Source organism: Rhizobium sp. BK512 (assembly GCF_014194915.1).
In the GTDB taxonomy this organism is placed as follows: Bacteria; Pseudomonadota; Alphaproteobacteria; order Rhizobiales; family Rhizobiaceae; genus Rhizobium.
In genome coordinates this window covers 855,776-872,405 of sequence record NZ_JACIAS010000001.1, presented here as the reverse complement: position 1 = coordinate 872,405, position 16,630 = coordinate 855,776, and the positions used below count along the sequence as shown (strand labels likewise).

Annotated in this window: 13 protein-coding genes; 5 read left to right on the top strand and 8 right to left on the bottom strand. The window is 60.7% G+C overall.

The window, feature by feature from the left end; all coding sequences use genetic code 11:
* Nucleotides 1-59: 59 nt before the first annotated feature.
* The 5 genes from mmsA (at nucleotide 60) to araD (ending at nucleotide 7,216) form a co-directional block, all read left to right on the top strand.
* Nucleotides 60-1,598: a multiple monosaccharide ABC transporter ATP-binding protein gene (mmsA, locus tag FHX06_RS04385; protein WP_029616409.1), complete on the top strand. Its 1,539-nt coding sequence runs from the start codon at nucleotides 60-62 to the stop codon at nucleotides 1,596-1,598.
* Nucleotides 1,595-2,803 carry a multiple monosaccharide ABC transporter permease gene (gene mmsB / locus FHX06_RS04380; protein ID WP_018114775.1) on the top strand — a complete coding sequence of 403 codons (1,209 nt, stop codon included), beginning with the start codon at nucleotides 1,595-1,597 and terminating at the stop codon, nucleotides 2,801-2,803. Before mmsA ends, mmsB begins: the two co-directional genes overlap by 4 nt.
* Nucleotides 2,804-2,910: 107 nt before the next feature.
* Nucleotides 2,911-3,906 (top strand): AraD1 family protein, encoded by a 996-nt coding sequence (araD1, locus tag FHX06_RS04375; RefSeq protein ID WP_112972116.1) that lies wholly within the window; start codon nucleotides 2,911-2,913, stop codon nucleotides 3,904-3,906.
* A gap of 74 nt (nucleotides 3,907-3,980) precedes the next feature.
* Nucleotides 3,981-5,414, top strand: a complete 1,434-nt coding sequence (locus FHX06_RS04370; RefSeq protein ID WP_183878202.1) for an aldehyde dehydrogenase family protein — start codon at nucleotides 3,981-3,983, stop codon at nucleotides 5,412-5,414.
* A gap of 62 nt (nucleotides 5,415-5,476) precedes the next feature.
* Nucleotides 5,477-7,216, top strand: coding sequence for an L-arabinonate dehydratase (gene araD / locus FHX06_RS04365; protein ID WP_112543442.1), 1,740 nt, complete (start codon nucleotides 5,477-5,479; stop codon nucleotides 7,214-7,216).
* 194 nt (nucleotides 7,217-7,410) lie between these two features.
* Here the strand turns inward: araD and FHX06_RS04360 are convergent, their stop codons facing one another.
* The 8 genes from FHX06_RS04360 to FHX06_RS04325 form a co-directional block, all read right to left on the bottom strand.
* A complete protein-coding gene (locus FHX06_RS04360) occupies nucleotides 7,411-8,004 on the bottom strand; it encodes a nucleotidyltransferase family protein (RefSeq protein ID WP_183878200.1) in 594 nt (197 codons plus the stop codon).
* 85 nt (nucleotides 8,005-8,089) lie between these two features.
* Nucleotides 8,090-8,731, bottom strand: coding sequence for a DUF2268 domain-containing putative Zn-dependent protease (locus tag FHX06_RS04355; protein WP_183878198.1), 642 nt, complete (start codon nucleotides 8,729-8,731; stop codon nucleotides 8,090-8,092).
* A 96-nt stretch (nucleotides 8,732-8,827) separates the two neighbouring features.
* On the bottom strand, nucleotides 8,828-9,886 hold the full coding sequence (locus FHX06_RS04350; protein ID WP_183878196.1) for an HD domain-containing phosphohydrolase: 1,059 nt from the start codon (nucleotides 9,884-9,886) through the stop codon (nucleotides 8,828-8,830).
* 190 nt (nucleotides 9,887-10,076) lie between these two features.
* Entirely contained in the window at nucleotides 10,077-10,901 is an 825-nt protein-coding gene (locus FHX06_RS04345; protein WP_113147096.1) for a transglutaminase domain-containing protein, read from the bottom strand.
* A gap of 12 nt (nucleotides 10,902-10,913) precedes the next feature.
* Nucleotides 10,914-11,855, bottom strand: coding sequence for an alpha-E domain-containing protein (locus FHX06_RS04340; protein ID WP_018114786.1), 942 nt, complete (start codon nucleotides 11,853-11,855; stop codon nucleotides 10,914-10,916).
* On the bottom strand, nucleotides 11,855-13,264 hold the full coding sequence (locus FHX06_RS04335) for a circularly permuted type 2 ATP-grasp protein (RefSeq protein ID WP_018114785.1): 1,410 nt from the start codon (nucleotides 13,262-13,264) through the stop codon (nucleotides 11,855-11,857). Before FHX06_RS04335 ends, FHX06_RS04340 begins: the two co-directional genes overlap by 1 nt.
* 296 nt (nucleotides 13,265-13,560) lie before the next feature.
* Nucleotides 13,561-15,282, bottom strand: coding sequence for a DEAD/DEAH box helicase (locus tag FHX06_RS04330; RefSeq protein ID WP_018114784.1), 1,722 nt, complete (start codon nucleotides 15,280-15,282; stop codon nucleotides 13,561-13,563).
* 236 nt (nucleotides 15,283-15,518) lie between these two features.
* Nucleotides 15,519-16,619 (bottom strand): DNA alkylation repair protein, encoded by a 1,101-nt coding sequence (locus FHX06_RS04325; protein WP_183878193.1) that lies wholly within the window; start codon nucleotides 16,617-16,619, stop codon nucleotides 15,519-15,521.
* Nucleotides 16,620-16,630: the final 11 nt, after the last annotated feature.

Below are 16,630 nucleotides of genomic sequence, written 5' to 3'. Positions count from 1 at the left end.
CCGGTCTTCGATTCTATGATCGCCGGGCCAGTTTCGGTCGCGGCGTTGGGTTTTTAGTCATGGACAATACAATCCTCGAAATGCGGAACATCACCAAGACGTTCCCGGGCGTGAAGGCGCTCGAGAATGTGAACCTCAGGGTTCGCCAGGGTGAGATCCACGCATTGGTGGGCGAAAACGGGGCCGGCAAGTCGACCCTGATGAAAGTGCTCTCCGGCGTCTATCCGGCAGGAAGCTATGAAGGCGAGATCGTCTATGAGGGCGATGTTCGCAATTTCAAAGTCCTGAAGGATTCGGAAGAAATCGGCATCGTCATCATCCATCAGGAACTGGCGCTCGTGCCGCTCCTGTCGATCGGCGAAAACATCTTCCTCGGCAATGAAAACGCCAAGAAGGGCGTCATCAGCTGGGAAGACACATTCAATCGCACCAAGCAGCTTCTGGCGAAGGTAGGCCTTCGCGAATCTCCGAATACGCTCGTGACCGACATCGGCGTCGGCAAGCAGCAGCTCGTCGAGATCGCCAAGGCGCTGTCGAAGAGCGTCAAGCTGCTCATCCTCGACGAGCCGACGGCATCGCTGAACGAAAGCGATTCAGACGCGCTCCTCAACCTGCTGATGGAATTCCGCAGGCAGGGTATCACCTCGATCATCATTTCCCACAAGCTGAACGAGATCCGCAAGGTCGCCGACCAGATCACGGTCCTGCGCGACGGTATGACCGTCAAGACGCTCGACTGTCACAAGGACGAGATCAGCGAAGACATCATCATCAAGAATATGGTGGGCCGCGACCTCGCCGACCGTTATCCGCCGCGCTCCGTGCCGGTGGGCGAGACCATCTTCGAGGTGAAGAACTGGAACGCCTTCCACCAGCAGCATCGCGACCGCCAGGTCCTGCACGACATCAACGTCAATGTCCGCAAGGGCGAGGTCGTTGGCATCGCCGGCCTCATGGGTGCTGGCCGCACCGAATTCGCCATGAGCGTGTTCGGCAAGTCCTATGGCCACAAGATCACCGGCGACGTTTTCGTTGACGGCAAGAAGGTCGATACGTCGACGGTGCGCAAGGCGATCGACGCCGGTCTCGCCTATGTGACGGAAGACCGCAAACATCTCGGCCTCGTGCTGAACGACAACATCCTGCACAACACCACGCTCGCCAATCTGCTCGGCATTTCGAAGAACACCGTCATCGACGACATCAAGGAGATGAAAGTCGCGACGGACTATCGCTCGAAGCTGCGCATACGGTCATCGGGCATCTTCCAGGAAACGGTCAACCTGTCGGGCGGCAACCAGCAAAAGGTCGTGCTGTCGAAGTGGCTGTTCTCCGATCCCGATGTTTTGATCCTGGACGAGCCCACACGTGGTATCGACGTTGGCGCAAAATACGAAATCTATACTATCATCAACCAGCTTGCCGCCGATGGAAAGGGCGTTCTGATGATCTCGTCAGAAATGCCTGAACTGCTTGGCACATGTGACCGCATCTACGTGATGAACGAAGGACGCATCGTCGCCGAACTGCCGAAAGGAGAAGCAAGCCAGGAAACCATCATGCGCGCTATCATGCGCTCAGGGGAGAAGAAACAATGACTCCTGTCAACCCGACATCCACAGAGGAAAGCAACGTCGTTTCGATTGCCGACTATATCCGCGGCAACATCCGCGAATATGGCATGCTGATCGCACTCGTCGCGATCATGATATTCTTCCAGTTCTACACTGGCGGTATCCTGTTCAAGCCGGTCAATCTGACGAACCTCGTGCTGCAGAACTCCTTCATCATCATCATGGCCCTCGGCATGCTGCTGGTGATCGTTGCTGGGCATATCGACCTGTCGGTCGGCTCCATCGTTGCCTTCGTCGGCGCGCTGGCGGCCATCTTCACCGTTTCCTGGGGCATGAATTTCTGGCTGGCGGGTCTGCTCTGCCTGATCATCGGCGGCTTCATCGGTGCGGCACAGGGCTATTTCATCGCCTATCACCGCATCCCGTCCTTCATCGTGACGCTTGCCGGCATGCTGGTTTTCCGCGGCCTGACGCTCACCGTTCTCGGTGGCAAGAACATCGGCCCGTTCCCGAAGGAATTCCAGGTCATCAGCACCGGCTTCCTGCCGGGCGACATGATCGACATCTTCGGTATTCCGACCCAGCTCACCTCGCTGATCCTGACCGTCATCATGCCGGTCATCCTCTTCTACCTCGCCTGGCGCCGCCGCAAGGTCAATGAGAGCCACGGCATCGACGTCGAGCCGATGGGCTTCTTCATCGGCCAGAATGTCCTCATTTCGCTCGCCATCGTCTGGCTCGGCTGGCTGCTGTCGACCTACAAGGGTCTGCCGAACGTTCTGATCGTCATGCTGGTCCTGATCGCGGCGTACAGCTTCGTCACCCGCCGCACGACGATCGGTCGCCGCATCTACGCCATGGGTGGCAATGAAAAGGCGACCAAGCTTTCCGGTATCAACACCGAGCGCCTGAGCTTTTTCACCTTCGTAAACATGGGTGTGCTTGCGGGTCTCGCCGGCATGATCGTTGCGCTGCGCCTGAACTCGGCAACGCCGAAGGCCGGTGTCGGTTTCGAACTTGACGTCATTGCGGCCTGCTTCATCGGCGGCGCGTCGGCTTCGGGCGGCGTCGGCAAGATCACCGGTGCGGTTATCGGCGCATTCATCATGGGCGTCATGAACAACGGCATGTCGATCGTCGGTCTCGGCATCGACTTCCAGCAGATGGTCAAGGGCGCCGTGCTTCTCGCTGCCGTCTTCTTCGACGTCTACAACAAGAACAAGGGCTGAGGCCTAACTCAGCCTGCGCATTCGCAGTCGTATGAAAACGAATTCCGGCTCCTCGGGGAGCCGGAGCGGCGTAGCTTTGCCGTCGCCGAACGAAAAGGATCAGGACCGTGCTTATTTCGCAGATCAAAGGCTCCAACGGAGAGATCATCGTCGCCGCGCGCGAACCGGGTGCCGCCGCCAAGGCCGTCAAGGGTGCTACGAGCGTCTACGCTCTGGCGATGGAAGCCGCAGATGGCGGCAAGTCGCTCGTCTCCGTTATCGAGGCGCATGGATATGGCGACGCCGTCGATCTTGAAAAGGCTTACGCCGAAGGCCGTTTCCTGCCGCCGATCACGCATCCGGATGCAGCACACCTGCATCTGACCGGCACGGGCCTGACGCATCTGGGTTCGGCCGCAACGCGCGATTCCATGCACAAGAAGACCACGGAAGCGGCAGAGGAAACGCTGACCGACTCCATGAAGATGTTCAGGATGGGTCTCGAAGGCGGAAAGCCGGCGGCTGGCCAGAAGGGCGTGCAGCCCGAATGGTTCTACAAGGGCAACGGCTACGGCGCTGCAGCTCCGGGCGCTCCGCTCGTCTCGCCGTCCTTCGCGCTCGACGGCGGCGAAGAGCCTGAAATGGCCGGCATCTACGTGATCGCCAAGGACGGCACGCCGTTCCGTATCGGCTTTGCGCTGTCGAACGAGTTTTCCGATCACGTCACCGAGCGGATCAACTATCTCTTCCTCGCCCATTCCAAGCTGCGCCCCGCAAGCTTCGGTCCGGAAATCCGTATCGGCGTAGCCCCCGAGGATATCCGCGGAACGTCGCGCATCAAGCGCGGCGACAAGGTCATCTTCGAAAAGCCGTTCCTGTCGGGCGAAGCGAACATGTCGCACACTTTCGCCAATCTGGAATATCACCATTTCAAATATGGCCTCTTCCGCGTGCCGGGTGATGTGCATGTACATATGTTCGGTACGGCGACGCTTTCCTTTGCCGACGGCATCAAGGCGGAAGAGGGCGATGTCTTTGAAATTGAGGTGGCCGAATTCGGCCTGCCGCTGCGCAATCCGCTGAAGGTTGCCGCTGAAGAAGAGATCGCCGTCAAGCAGCTCTGATTTCAACTGTGATCTCAAGGGGCCGGCCGCCACGAAAGCCGCCGGTCATTTGACATAGAGGAGGCTCCAAGGCCATGACCGTCCATCAGAATCTCATTGCCGGCGAATGGACCGGCACGAATGCCGCCGAGAATATCAACCCGTCCGACACGAACGAAGTCGTCGGTCTCTACGCTCAGGCGAGCGCCGAGGATGCGAAGGCTGCCATCGCTGCCGCGAAGGCTGCCTTTCCGGCCTGGTCGCGTTCCGGCATCTGGGAGCGCCACGTCATCCTGAAGAAGGCCGGCGACGAGATTATGGCGCGCAAGGACGAGCTTGGCGCGCTTCTCGCCCGCGAGGAAGGCAAGACGCTTCCCGAAGCGATCGGCGAAACGATCCGCGCATCGCAAATCTTCGAATTCTTCGCTGGCGAAGCGCTGCGCCTTGCCGGCGAGGTCGTTCCCTCGGTGCGCCCGAACATTGGCGTCGAGATCACCCGCGAGCCGCTCGGTGTCATCGGCATCATCACGCCCTGGAATTTTCCGATCGCCATTCCGGCCTGGAAGATCGCGCCGGCGCTCTGCTACGGCAACACCGTCGTCTTCAAGCCGGCCGATCTGGTTCCCGGCTGTTCGTGGGCGATTGCCGATATCCTGCATCGTGCAGGCCTGCCGAAGGGCGTTCTGAACCTCGTCATGGGCAAGGGCTCGGTCGTTGGCCAGGCCATGCTCGACAGCCCTGACATTGCCGGCATCACCTTTACCGGTTCGACCGGCACTGGCAGGCGCGTCGCGAGCTCTTCCATCGAGCATAACCGCAAGTTCCAGCTGGAAATGGGCGGCAAGAACCCGATGGTCGTGCTCGACGATGCGGATCTCACCGTTGCCGTCGAGGCTGCCGCCAATTCCGGCTTCTTCTCCACGGGCCAGCGCTGCACCGCTTCGTCGCGCCTGATCGTCACCGAAGGCATCCACGACAAGTTCGTCGCCGCGCTCACCGAAAAGCTGAAGACCGTCGTCGTCGACAATGCCATGAAGCCCGGCACCCATATCGGCCCCGTCGTCGATGCCCGCCAGCTTCAGACCGATACCGACTACATCAAGATCGGCAAGGAAGAGGGCGCCAAGCTCGCCTTCGGCGGCGAGCTCATCTCGCGCGACACACCCGGCTTCTACCTTCAGCCGACGCTCTTTACCGAAGCGACGAACCAGATGCGCATCTCGCGCGAAGAGATCTTCGGGCCTGTCGTTTCCGTCATTCGCGTGAAGGATTACGAAGAGGCACTCGCGACCGCCAACGACACGCCGTTCGGCCTGTCTGCCGGCATTGCCACGACCAGCCTCAAGCATGCGACGCATTTCAAGCGCAACTCCGAGGTCGGCATGGTGATGGTGAACCTGCCGACCGCCGGCGTCGACTTCCACGTTCCCTTCGGCGGCCGCAAGGGCTCGTCCTACGGCCCGCGCGAGCAGGGCAAGTACGCCGCCGAATTCTACACAACCGTCAAAACCGCCTATACGCTGGCCTAAGACAAAGCGCGATAACCCTGATCGTACGAGGCGGTCAGGGGATATCCTGAGGGACAGAAATTATGAAGAAGAAAGCAGAATGGCCGCGCAAGTTGCGCTCGCAGGAATGGTATGGCGGCACGAGCCGCGACGTGATCTACCACCGCGGCTGGCTGAAAAACCAGGGTTACCCGCACGACCTGTTCGACGGCCGCCCGGTCATCGGCATCCTCAATACCTGGTCGGACATGACGCCGTGCAACGGCCACCTGCGCGAGCTCGCCGAAAAGGTGAAGGCCGGTGTCTGGGAAGCCGGTGGTTTCCCGCTTGAAGTGCCCGTTTTCTCGGCCTCTGAAAACACCTTCCGTCCGACCGCAATGATGTATCGCAACCTCGCGGCGCTCGCCGTCGAAGAAGCGATCCGTGGCCAGCCGATGGATGGCTGCGTGCTGCTCGTCGGCTGCGACAAGACCACGCCGTCGCTCTTGATGGGGGCTGCCTCCGTCGACCTGCCGTCGATCGTCGTTACCGGCGGTCCGATGCTGAACGGCTATTTCCGCGGCGAGCGCGTCGGTTCGGGCACGCATCTGTGGAAGTTCTCCGAAATGGTAAAGGCCGGCGAGATGACGCAGGCCGAATTCCTCGAGGCTGAAGCTTCGATGAGCCGTTCGTCGGGCACGTGCAACACGATGGGTACCGCTTCCACGATGGCATCCATGGCCGAAGCGCTCGGCATGGCACTGTCAGGCAATGCCGCAATCCCGGGCGTCGATTCCCGCCGCAAGGTGATGGCGCAGCTGACCGGCCGCCGTATCGTGCAGATGGTCAAGGACGACCTGAAGCCTTCCGACATCATGACGAAGCAGGCCTTCGAAAACGCCATCCGCACCAATGCGGCCATCGGCGGATCGACCAATGCCGTCATCCACCTGCTCGCCATGGCCGGCCGTGTCGGCGTCGATCTGACGCTCGACGACTGGGACCGCTGTGGTCGCGACGTGCCGACGATCGTCAACCTGATGCCGTCGGGCAAGTACCTGATGGAAGAGTTCTTCTATGCCGGCGGCCTGCCCGTCGTGCTGAAGCGCCTCGGCGAAGCCGGCCTCCTGCACAAGGATGCAGTGACGGTTTCGGGCGAGACCGTCTGGGACGAAGTCAAGGATGTCGTCAACTGGAACGAAGACGTCATCCTGCCGGCTGAAAAGGCATTGACGCAATCCGGCGGCATCGTCGTGGTGCGCGGCAATCTGGCGCCGAAGGGCGCTGTTCTGAAGCCGTCTGCCGCTTCGCCGCATCTGATGGTGCACAAGGGCAGGGCGGTCGTCTTCGAAGACATCGACGACTACAAGGCCAAGATCAACGACGACAATCTCGATATCGACGAGAACTGCGTCATGGTCATGAAGAACTGTGGTCCGAAGGGCTATCCGGGCATGGCCGAAGTCGGCAACATGGGTCTGCCGCCCAAGGTGCTCAAGAAGGGCATCACCGACATGGTGCGCATTTCCGACGCCCGCATGTCCGGTACGGCCTACGGCACCGTCGTTCTGCATACGTCGCCGGAAGCTGCCGTCGGCGGCCCGCTCGCCGTCGTCCGCAACGGCGACATGATCGAGCTCGATGTGCCGAACCGCCGCCTGCATCTCGACATTTCCGAAGAGGAACTGGCGAAGCGTCTGGCCGAATGGCAGCCGAACCATGACCTGCCGACCTCGGGTTACGCTTTCCTGCATCAGCAGCATGTCGAAGGTGCCGATACCGGCGCCGACCTCGACTTCCTGAAGGGATGTCGCGGAAGTGCAGTCGGCAAGGATAGCCACTAACAGGCCGGTCCTCCAGACATACGCCGATGGAAAGGCGGGGTGAGAACCCCGCCCATCGTGAAATACTTCTGTCGCGAAATTCCGCCCTTCGTGGTGGTTCGCGACAGAAATTTGCGGGAAGGTCAGGGCCGACGGTTTCGTCTTGAAGGTTCCGAGCTCCCGCAAAGAAGACGGAACGCGGAAAATGCGAACCGTCATTGTGGCTGCGGATCGCACCCCCCGATCTGATCATCGATAATCGTCAGCCACGGCCATCGCTGCACGTACTGTGCGCATTTATCCAGAAACAGGCCACGCTGAGGATTGGCAGGGTTCAGGCGCAGGATGCCGTTCCACATGTCATCCAGGCCGTCAGGCGCATAGAGGCTGCCGTCGTGAAGGCGGATGCCGACCCTTGTGCAAAGGGTAAGATAACGGTCGATGCCATCCTCGGCCTTTTGTAGCTTTGGGTATTCGGCTCCAAACTTGTCCTTGTACCAGAGATGGACCCGAGCCTGGTTTCTGACCTCCACCTTGACGGGCAGATCGTCGACCGCCTTCTGTACGTTGCGAATAACGAGGTCTTCGGCCTCCCATGACAGGTCGGCGTCATCGAAGTAGAAGACGTCGTAGTCCTTTATCCCGTACTGCGGATCATAACCCGATTTCAGGTTCCAGACCATCTGCACGAGGCAGCCGGCAGTCAGAATGGCCTCGGGAACCCCCAGGGTGCGCAACCGGTTCAACAATTCGGCGTTTATCGGGTTGCGGCGGACAGACTCCATGAATTGCTGCTCGCTAAGCGACATAGCCTCTCCCTCGTCTATAGTTTCGCCAAACCAATTATCCCGAAAATGTCACCTGTGTTGGCTGAAACGCCGGGCGGAGCGAATTCTAGATTTGATCCAGAGAAGGTCTGAATGCCGATGCTGCCTCGTGAACCAGAGCAGATGATCTTTGGCCCGTTCGCATCAGGTGATCAGCGACGAGCTGGAAACCCATCGAATATCCCAGCTGGCCAGGGAAATCGGCAGTGCCGAAGAACCAGGCCTCATGGTCATAGCTGCGGCTGTCCCACTCGCCAGCCGCATGCGTCACATATTTGCGGATCTGATCCCTCGGCAGTCTTTCCCAGGGCTCAAGCGGGCCACCATAGATCTCCTGCGCAAAATGCCCCGCCAGGCCTTCAGAGACCAATGCTTCTCCCAGTGAATTTCCGTATCCGGGTCCATCCCATCGGGCGGCGTGATGCAGCTCATGCACAAACATCCGCTCCAGGGATGCGTCAGCGTTTGCAGCAAGAACCGGGTTGGCGGGGTCGACCGTGACATAGATCAAGCCGGGCTCCGGCGCATATCCAACATGACCTTTTTCAGGAAGTACGCGGGCTCCGGCTTTCACCACGACATCGACGGGCTCTATGCGCAGTAAAGCGCTCCCCTTATCGAATGCGTCGGACAGCCGGTCGTCCAGCCAATCACGCAGGTCCGAGAGCGCGCCGCGTGCATCGAGAAAATGAAGCTTCATGCGAGACATGACTGCACCATAGGCTCATACGGAGGATTTCGGCAATTGGCTGCCGGTACCGGATCGCCGACCTGCGGGGAAAGCGTCGCGGAACCCGATCGGATGTCAACCGCTGGAGCGCAGGCGGTCTTCTTCCATCTCAAACTGATCGAAGAGCAGACGGATTTCCGGCCATTTGCGGCGGAAAGCCGCCACGCAAGCCGGATCGAAATGCGTGCCGCTGCAGGCGATGATTTCCCGGAAGGCTTCGTCGATCGGCCATGCCCGCTTGTAGGGGCGCTCGGAGCAGAGTGCATCGAAGACGTCGGCAACGGCGACTATGCGGGCCTCGATCGGTATCTCTTCGCCCGCAAGGCCCTGCGGGTAGCCGGTGCCGTCCCATTTTTCGTGATGCCCGCCGATGATGGCGGTAGCAACGCGCGAAAGCTCGGCGGAACTGTTGCGCAGGATCGAAACGCCGATCGGCACATGCTCGCGCATCTTTTCGATCTCATCCGGCTCCAACTTGCCTGGCTTCTGCAGGATGGCGTCGGGAATGCCGATCTTGCCGATATCGTGCAGGGGGGCAGCGAGATAGATGTTGCGGCGCTGGATACGGTCCATGCCGAGGCCTTCGGCAATCAGTTCGGCAATGTTGGCGACACGCTCGATGTGATCGCCGGTATTGCCGTCACGCGAGGCCATGGCCTGCGCCAGGCACCAGACGATCTCCTGCTCGCGGATATCGGCCCGGTCGGTGGCGCGGCGGAAGGCCTGATCAAGCGAACGGGCACGATCAACGAGGGCAAGCTGGGCGCTGCGCAGGGCGAGAAGGTTCAGGATGCGGGCCTCGAGCTCCAGCGGATCGAAGGGTTTTGCGAGGAAGTCCGTGGCGCCGGCCTCCAGCGCTTCCAGCCGCACGGCGCGTTCCGTCTGCGAGGTGATCATCACGATGGGCACGGTCTCATAGCCGCGCTGGCTGCGCAGGCGGCGGATTACGGCGACGCCGTTGAGTTCGGGCATCATATAGTCGACCAGGACAAGATCGAATTCGACGCGCGTCGTGCGCTCGAGTGCTTCCAGCGGATTGGTGAAGCTTTCGATCGCGCAGCCGGCAAAGCGGCGGACGGCGGTTTCAAGGGCAAGCAGACTGGATTTGCTGTCGTCGATAAGAAGAAGAGACATAAAACGACCTACTGAAATCTCAAAACTGGCCGGCGCGCTTTGCGCCGGTGCCCACAAATGCGAGCTCATAGCGCACAGCTTCTGCCTGCGGTTTTAACATCGGGTTAGTTTGAAGTAGAGAATTGGTTGCAACAGCAATTGTTGCGTGTTTGAACGCGCATAATCGCCATGGCAACTTCGCCTGCTTTTGTCAGCTCTGGCTTTGGCTCTGCATCTGGTCGCCGTTTTCGACCTTTACCGTGACCGAGAGCTTCTCGCCCGGGGTGCCGATGCGCATGCCCGATACGGGCGCGGCATCGCGGTAGCAGAGGCCGGAGGCTATGCGGACATAGCGGTCATCCGGGCAGATCTTGTTGGCAGGGTCGAAGCCGACCCAACCGAGGCCGGGAATATGCGCCTCGCCCCAGGCATGAGTGGCGGCCTGATCGACCTTCTCTTCCATCATCAGATAGCCGGAGACATAACGCGCCGGGATCTCCAGTGCGCGGGCGGAGGCAACGAAAATATGGGCATGGTCCTGGCAGACGCCGCTCTTCTTCTCCAGTGCCTGTTCGGCCGTGGTCTCCGTACCGCTGGTGCCGGGCTTGTATTCCACCGCCTCGTGGATTGCCGCCATCAGCGCATGCATGCGGGCAAGATCGTTCTCACCTGTCACGCCCTTGATCAATTCCTTCACCAGCTTGCCGCTCTTCGTCAGCGGCGTCTCGCGCAGGAAGAGCCAGAGTGGGCAGAAGCCGGTATGGGGGCCGGTGACGCCGTTGCGGTCTTCGGTCTCGATCTCGCCTTCGGCGACGATGCGCGTGACCTGCTGTTCGCCTTCCAGCGAGACGAGGTTCACGTGATTGCCGAACTGGTCGTCATACTCGACTTCCGGCTTGGCGCCCTCGACATGCAGCGACCAGTTGAGCACGGTCTGACCGACGGCATTCGGCGGTGTCAGGCGCAGCCGCTGCAGCGAAAACTGCGCCGGTTCGTCGTAGCGGTATTCGGTGAGGTGGCTGATCTTCAGTCTCATTATCTGACCCGCTTAAACATAGAACCGGTAGCCATCGGAGATTTCGTTGCCGAGCTTGTTGTTGCGCGAGACGAAATCTTCGAGAAACTCATGCAAGCCCTGATCCATGACATCCTTGATCTTCAGGGTCTGCAGCGTGGCGCGAATGGCATCCGCCGTATCGTGCGCTGCAAGCCGCTCGCCGTAGTCCTTGGCGATATAGCCGAGGTTGCTGACGATCTTCTCATAGCAATAGGCGAGCGAACGCGGCATCTGACCGTTCAGGATCAGGAAGTCGGCGATGTTCATGGCCCGGTATTCGCCGTCATACGCCCAGCTGTAGGAGCGGTGGGCAGAGACCGAACGCAGGATCGACTCCCACTGAACGTTGTCGACCGAAGAACCGACCTGCGAGATCGACGGCAGCAGGACGTAATATTTCACGTCGAGGATGCGGCTCGTATTGTCCGCGCGCTCGATGAAGGTGCCGATGCGGGCGAAATTATAGAGTTCGTTGCGCAGCATCGAACCATGGAAGGCGCCGCGGATGAGGCCGGCGCGATGCTTGATGACATCGATGACCTCGGGCAGTTCCGCCGGCTTCAGCTTTTTCGACAGAAGCTCCTTGAGATCGATCCAGCATTCGTTGGTTGCTTCCCAGGTTTCGCGCGTCAGCGCGGTGCGCACCATGCGGGCGTTGTTGCGGCCGAAATCGATGCAGGACATGACGCTCGACGCGTTCTGGCGGTCGCGCAACATGTAGTCGATGACATCAGGACCGGTCAGCTTCGAATGGCTCTCGTCATAGAGTTCGCGCACGCCGGCGCTTTGCAGCACGCCGTCCCAATTGTCATCACCGGCGTCGCTCCGCGTCAGTGACATGCGCAGGCCGGCATCGACAAGGCGAGCGATATTTTCGGCGCGCTCGATATACCGGAACATCCAGTAGAGCCCGTTTGCAGTTCTTCCGAGCATCAGTCCTCCAATACCCAGGTGTCTTTGGTGCCGCCGCCCTGGCTGGAATTGACCACCAGCGAGCCTTGCTTCAGCGCCACGCGGGTAAGCCCGCCTGGAATGATCTGCACCTTGTCGGAAACCAGCACGTAAGGGCGCAGGTCGACATGGCGGGGTGCGATACCCTTGTTGACGAGGATCGGAACGGTGGACAGCGAAAGCGTCGGCTGGGCGATGTAATTGCTCGGCTTGGCCTTCAGCTTCTCGGCGAAATCGGCGCGTTCCTTCTTGGAAGCGGTCGGGCCGACAAGCATGCCGTAGCCGCCGGAGCCATGCACTTCCTTGACCACCAGTTCCTCCAGATGCTCCAGCACATATTTCAGGCTGCCGGCTTCCGAACAGCGCCAGGTCGGCACGTTCTCGAGGATCGGCTTGCGGCCGGTATAGAACTCGACGATCTCGGGCATGTAGGAATAGATCGCCTTGTCATCTGAAATGCCGGTGCCGGGCGCATTGGCGATGGTGATATTGCCGGAGCGGTAGACATCCATGATGCCGGGAATGCCGAGGGCCGATTCCGGGCGGAAGGTGAGGGGATCGAGGAAGTCGTCGTCGACCCGGCGATAGAGCACGTCGATCGCCTCGTAGCCGCGCGTCGTGCGCATCTTCACCTTGCCGTCGATGACGCGCAGATCCGAGCCTTCGACCAGCTCGACACCCATCGTGTCAGCGAGGAAGGAATGCTCGTAGTAAGCGGAGTTGTAAATGCCGGGGGTCAAAACGGCGACGCGCGGCTTGCCCTTGCAGCCGGGAGGGGCGAGCGAAGCGAGGCTCTGGCGCAGCAGATAGGGATAATCCTCGACGCGCTGCACCTTGTTCTCATGAAAGAGCTCCGGGAACATCTGCATCATGGTTTCCCGGTTTTCCAGCATGTAGCTGACGCCGGAGGGTGTGCGGGCATTATCCTCCAGCACGTAGAACTGGTCTTCGCCGGTTCGTACGATATCGGTGCCGACGATATGGGTGTAGACGCCGCCCGGCGGCCGGAAGCCGATCATCTCGGGCAGGAATGCAACGTTCTTCTCGATCAGTTCGCGCGGAATGCGGCCGGCGCGGATGATTTCCTGCTTGTGGTAGATATCGTCGAGGAAGGCGTTCAGCGCGATCACCCGCTGCTCGATGCCCTGGGCGAGCTTGCGCCATTCGCGGGCCGAGATGATGCGCGGGATGATATCGAAGGGGATGAGTTTTTCGGAACTGTCGGCGTGACCGTAAACCGCGAAGGTGATGCCGGTTTTGCGGAAGATGTTTTCAGCGTCGCGGGACTTTGAAATCAGGTGTGCCCGGTCTTGGCTGTTGTACCACTCAAAGTATTTGTCATATGGCGCTCGGGGACTTTCGTCTCCGGTGATCATTTCATCAAATGCCAAAGGTGTGGCTCCCCTTTTTTGTTCATTTGAATACAACGCAATAGGCAATGCAAGAACCATGCACAGTTCGCATGGAAGATTCATAAAATCTTCTGCAATGCAAAAACGGGTCAAAAACTGGGCATTTATCGGCAGTTGGTGCGAGGTGTGCTTTTGGCAATCCTGACTTGGCGCACAAAAGATGGGCAGGTGATCATTTCATGCCCGGGCTACGGACCAAACTCTGCCCGCGCCTGTGACCGAGGCGGTCAAAAGAAAAGGGCCGGATCACTCCGGCCCTTCCTGATATCATTGGCTTAAGCGCGTTCGCGGCGCGGGCCACCACCATTGCGGCCCTTGCGGCGGAGACCGCCATTGCCGTCACGGCGCTGTTCGCCCTGCGGCTGCTGGTCGCCGTGGTTGCGCGGCGGGCGGCCATGGACGTGCTGCTTGTTGCCCCGGTGATGGCCGGTCGCTTCCGTCTGGGCCGGACGCTGCTGCTGATTGCGGGCCGGGCGGAAATCCGAGGTCGAGGCCAGATCGTTGTCCGGGCCGAGATCCGGTGCCTGCTCGTTGCGGCGCTGGCCACGGAAGTCCTGGTTGCGGTTGTTGCGCTGGGGGCGAGCGCGACGTTCTTCACCGCCACGCGCTTCCGAAACATCGCCTTCGTGGCGCGGACGGCGGTCGCCATGGCCGGCTGGACGGCCGCTGCCATTGCGGGTTTCGCTGCGGCCGCCTTCACGGCGTTCGCCACGCTGTCCACCTTCACCACGGCCTTCACCGCGACCGCCCTGGCCACGCTGCTGGCCTTGGCCGCCACGACCGCGATTGTTGCTGCGGGGTGCAGCACGCAGGTCAGCCGGCGGTTCGCCGCTGGCAACGGTGATGTCGATGCCCATCAGCTTTTCGATGTCGCGCAGCAGGCGGGCTTCATCCGGAGCGCAGAAGGCAATGGCGATGCCGTCGCGGCCGGCGCGGGCCGTACGGCCGATGCGATGCACGTAGGCGTCAGGCACTTCCGGCAGGTCGTAGTTGAAGACGTGGCTGACGGCCGGGATATCGATGCCGCGAGCGGCGACGTCGGTGGCGATCAGTGTCTTGATGGCGCCGTCGCGGAAGCCCTTGAGGGCGCGTTCGCGCTGGCCCTGGCTCTTGTTGCCGTGGATGGAGGCGACCGAGTAGCCGACCTGCTCCAGATGCTTGGCGAGCTTTTCGGCACCGTGCTTGGTGCGCAGGAAGACGATGGAGCGGCCATCGGGGTTTTCGGTCAGCGTCTTCTTGAGCAGGACGGTCTTGTCGTTCTTGCCGGGGACGAAGTGCACATACTGCTCGACCTTGTCGGCAGCCTTGCCAGGAGGCGTCACTTCAACCTTGACGGGATCGGTCAGGTAATCGCCGGCGAGATCGGCAATCGCCTTCGGCATGGTGGCCGAGAAGAGCATGGTCTGGCGGCGCTTCGGCACCATCTTGGCGATCTTGCGCAGGTCATGCACGAAGCCGAGGTCGAGCATCTGGTCGGCTTCATCGAGCACGAGGTAGCGCACGGCCGTCAGCGTGATGGCGTTGCGGTTGCAGAGGTCGAGCAGGCGGCCGGGCGTGGCGACGAGAATGTCGGTGCCCTTCTCGAGCTGCAGCTGCTGCTTGTTGATGGAGACGCCGCCGACGACGACATTGATGCGCAGCGGCGACTTGCGGATGAATTTCCGGAGGTTGTCGGCGATCTGGTTAACCAGTTCGCGGGTCGGCGCCAGGATGAGCGTGCGGACGGAGCGGTTGTCGGGACGCTTTTCTTCCTTGAGCAGGCGCTCGATGAGCGGCAGGCCGAAGGCAGCGGTCTTGCCGGTGCCGGTCTGGGCAAGGCCGATCAGGTCGCGGCCCTGGATGAGAAGGGGGATAGCCTGTTCCTGAATGGGCGTCGGCGTTTCGATGCCGAGCTGAAACAGGGTGGCGACGACCGGCTTGGAGACACCGAGCGATTCAAAATTGGTCAAGTCATAACCTTTTAGGGCGCGCCAAACATAAACGCCGGATCGCGACATTGCGGTCCGGTGTCAATCTGGCGTCAAGAACCCCGCGTGAAATGGGAACTTGTAAGTTGGAAAAAGCTTCCTGCGCGTCTTGCCGCTCTTGGGTCGCGGCATCATCAGAATGCGCTCTATCCTTCTTCAGCATCTGTTGCAGTGGCACGCTCACGCGGCGGCCGGAAGGTGAAAGCTGCGGTGCATGTGGTCTATTTCCCGCCGGAAGTCAAGAGCATGCGCCGCCATTCGGTGCCTCAGGGCATGGAGAGGACGAAATGACCCGAGGCCGTTTTGGCACCATTGATGAGAATGACGATGCGATGTTGGCCGGGATAATAGCGCCGCGTGGTGATTGGCCGCATGGCGTGTCGGCGCTGCAGGGCATGGTCTTGGCCTGCGGCCAGCGTGACCGTTTTCCATTTGAAGACCTTCGGCGACAGCGAGCCATCGGCCTTCACGTGGTGGATGGCATAGTCGATCATCAGCGATTGCGCGATATCGCCGGCATTGCGCAGGCGGATTTCGAAATCCACGCCTTCTCCGAAAAGCACCGATGGATTTGGCAGCCGCAATTCGCATTCCAGAGCGGCAGCCGCGCCGAAGCCGAAATTGGCAAGCGCCTGAGCATGGCCCTTCTTCAGCAGCGTGCGTGAGGCGTGTTTCAGTAGCCAGCGGCGCTCGGCCGAGGCGCCCTCGATATGTTCGGCGATAAAAGCCGCGACGAGATCGGGATGATCCTTGGCGATGTCGTTCAGGCTGTTTGCGACGGAGCGGCGGACATAATCTTCGGGATCGTCCATCAGCGCGGAAAGGATCGGGATTATCGGCGAGGGGTCCTTGATCAATTGCGGCAGGCGCATCGCCCAGGGCAGGCGCGGGCGGGTACCCTCGCTCGCGAGCCTGCGGACATGGTGGTTGGCGTCGTCGACCCAGCGGATGATCGTCGCCAGCGCGCGATACTGGTCCTGATGGATGAACGGACGGATGCCGAACTCCGCCGTGAAATGCGGCGTCAGCGCTTTGAGGAGATCAAGCGCGATATCGAAATGCCCAAGGCCGCGCGCGGCGATGAACTGGTTGACGGGCAGGAGCATCCAGCCTGTCAGCCCGGCCTTGCCGGCGGCCGGCAGGCTTGCGCCGAGAATGGCTGCCGCCTCGGGGAAGCTTTCGGGCAGGGTCGCAAACAGCGCGTCGCGGATCAGTGTGGCGCGCTCCATGAGCTCCAGCGATTCGATGCCATCCGTTGCGAGTGCGGTGAAGCGGTCGCGGTCGAAGGAGGGCGCATTTGCCGAGATGATGTCCGCCATCGCGCGTACGAGCGCTGGATGCAGAAGGTTCTTCAGTGGTTCGGGCATCGGCGCAATCT

Excerpts from the sequence above, each read along its gene's own strand:
- mmsB (WP_018114775.1), top strand. The coding sequence starts at position 1,595 with ATGACTCCTGTCAACCCGACATCCACAGAGGAAAGCAACGTCGTTTCG.
- FHX06_RS04345 (WP_113147096.1), bottom strand. The coding sequence starts at position 10,901 with ATGAGACTGAAGATCAGCCACCTCACCGAATACCGCTACGACGAACCG.
- FHX06_RS04340 (WP_018114786.1), bottom strand. The coding sequence starts at position 11,855 with ATGCTCGGAAGAACTGCAAACGGGCTCTACTGGATGTTCCGGTATATC.
- FHX06_RS04370 (WP_183878202.1), top strand. The coding sequence starts at position 3,981 with ATGACCGTCCATCAGAATCTCATTGCCGGCGAATGGACCGGCACGAAT.
- araD (WP_112543442.1), top strand. The coding sequence starts at position 5,477 with ATGAAGAAGAAAGCAGAATGGCCGCGCAAGTTGCGCTCGCAGGAATGG.
- mmsA (WP_029616409.1), top strand. The coding sequence starts at position 60 with ATGGACAATACAATCCTCGAAATGCGGAACATCACCAAGACGTTCCCG.
- FHX06_RS04360 (WP_183878200.1), bottom strand. The coding sequence starts at position 8,004 with ATGTCGCTTAGCGAGCAGCAATTCATGGAGTCTGTCCGCCGCAACCCG.
- FHX06_RS04325 (WP_183878193.1), bottom strand. The coding sequence starts at position 16,619 with ATGCCCGAACCACTGAAGAACCTTCTGCATCCAGCGCTCGTACGCGCG.
- FHX06_RS04350 (WP_183878196.1), bottom strand. The coding sequence starts at position 9,886 with ATGTCTCTTCTTCTTATCGACGACAGCAAATCCAGTCTGCTTGCCCTT.
- FHX06_RS04330 (WP_018114784.1), bottom strand. The coding sequence starts at position 15,282 with ATGTCGCGATCCGGCGTTTATGTTTGGCGCGCCCTAAAAGGTTATGAC.
- FHX06_RS04355 (WP_183878198.1), bottom strand. The coding sequence starts at position 8,731 with ATGTCTCGCATGAAGCTTCATTTTCTCGATGCACGCGGCGCGCTCTCG.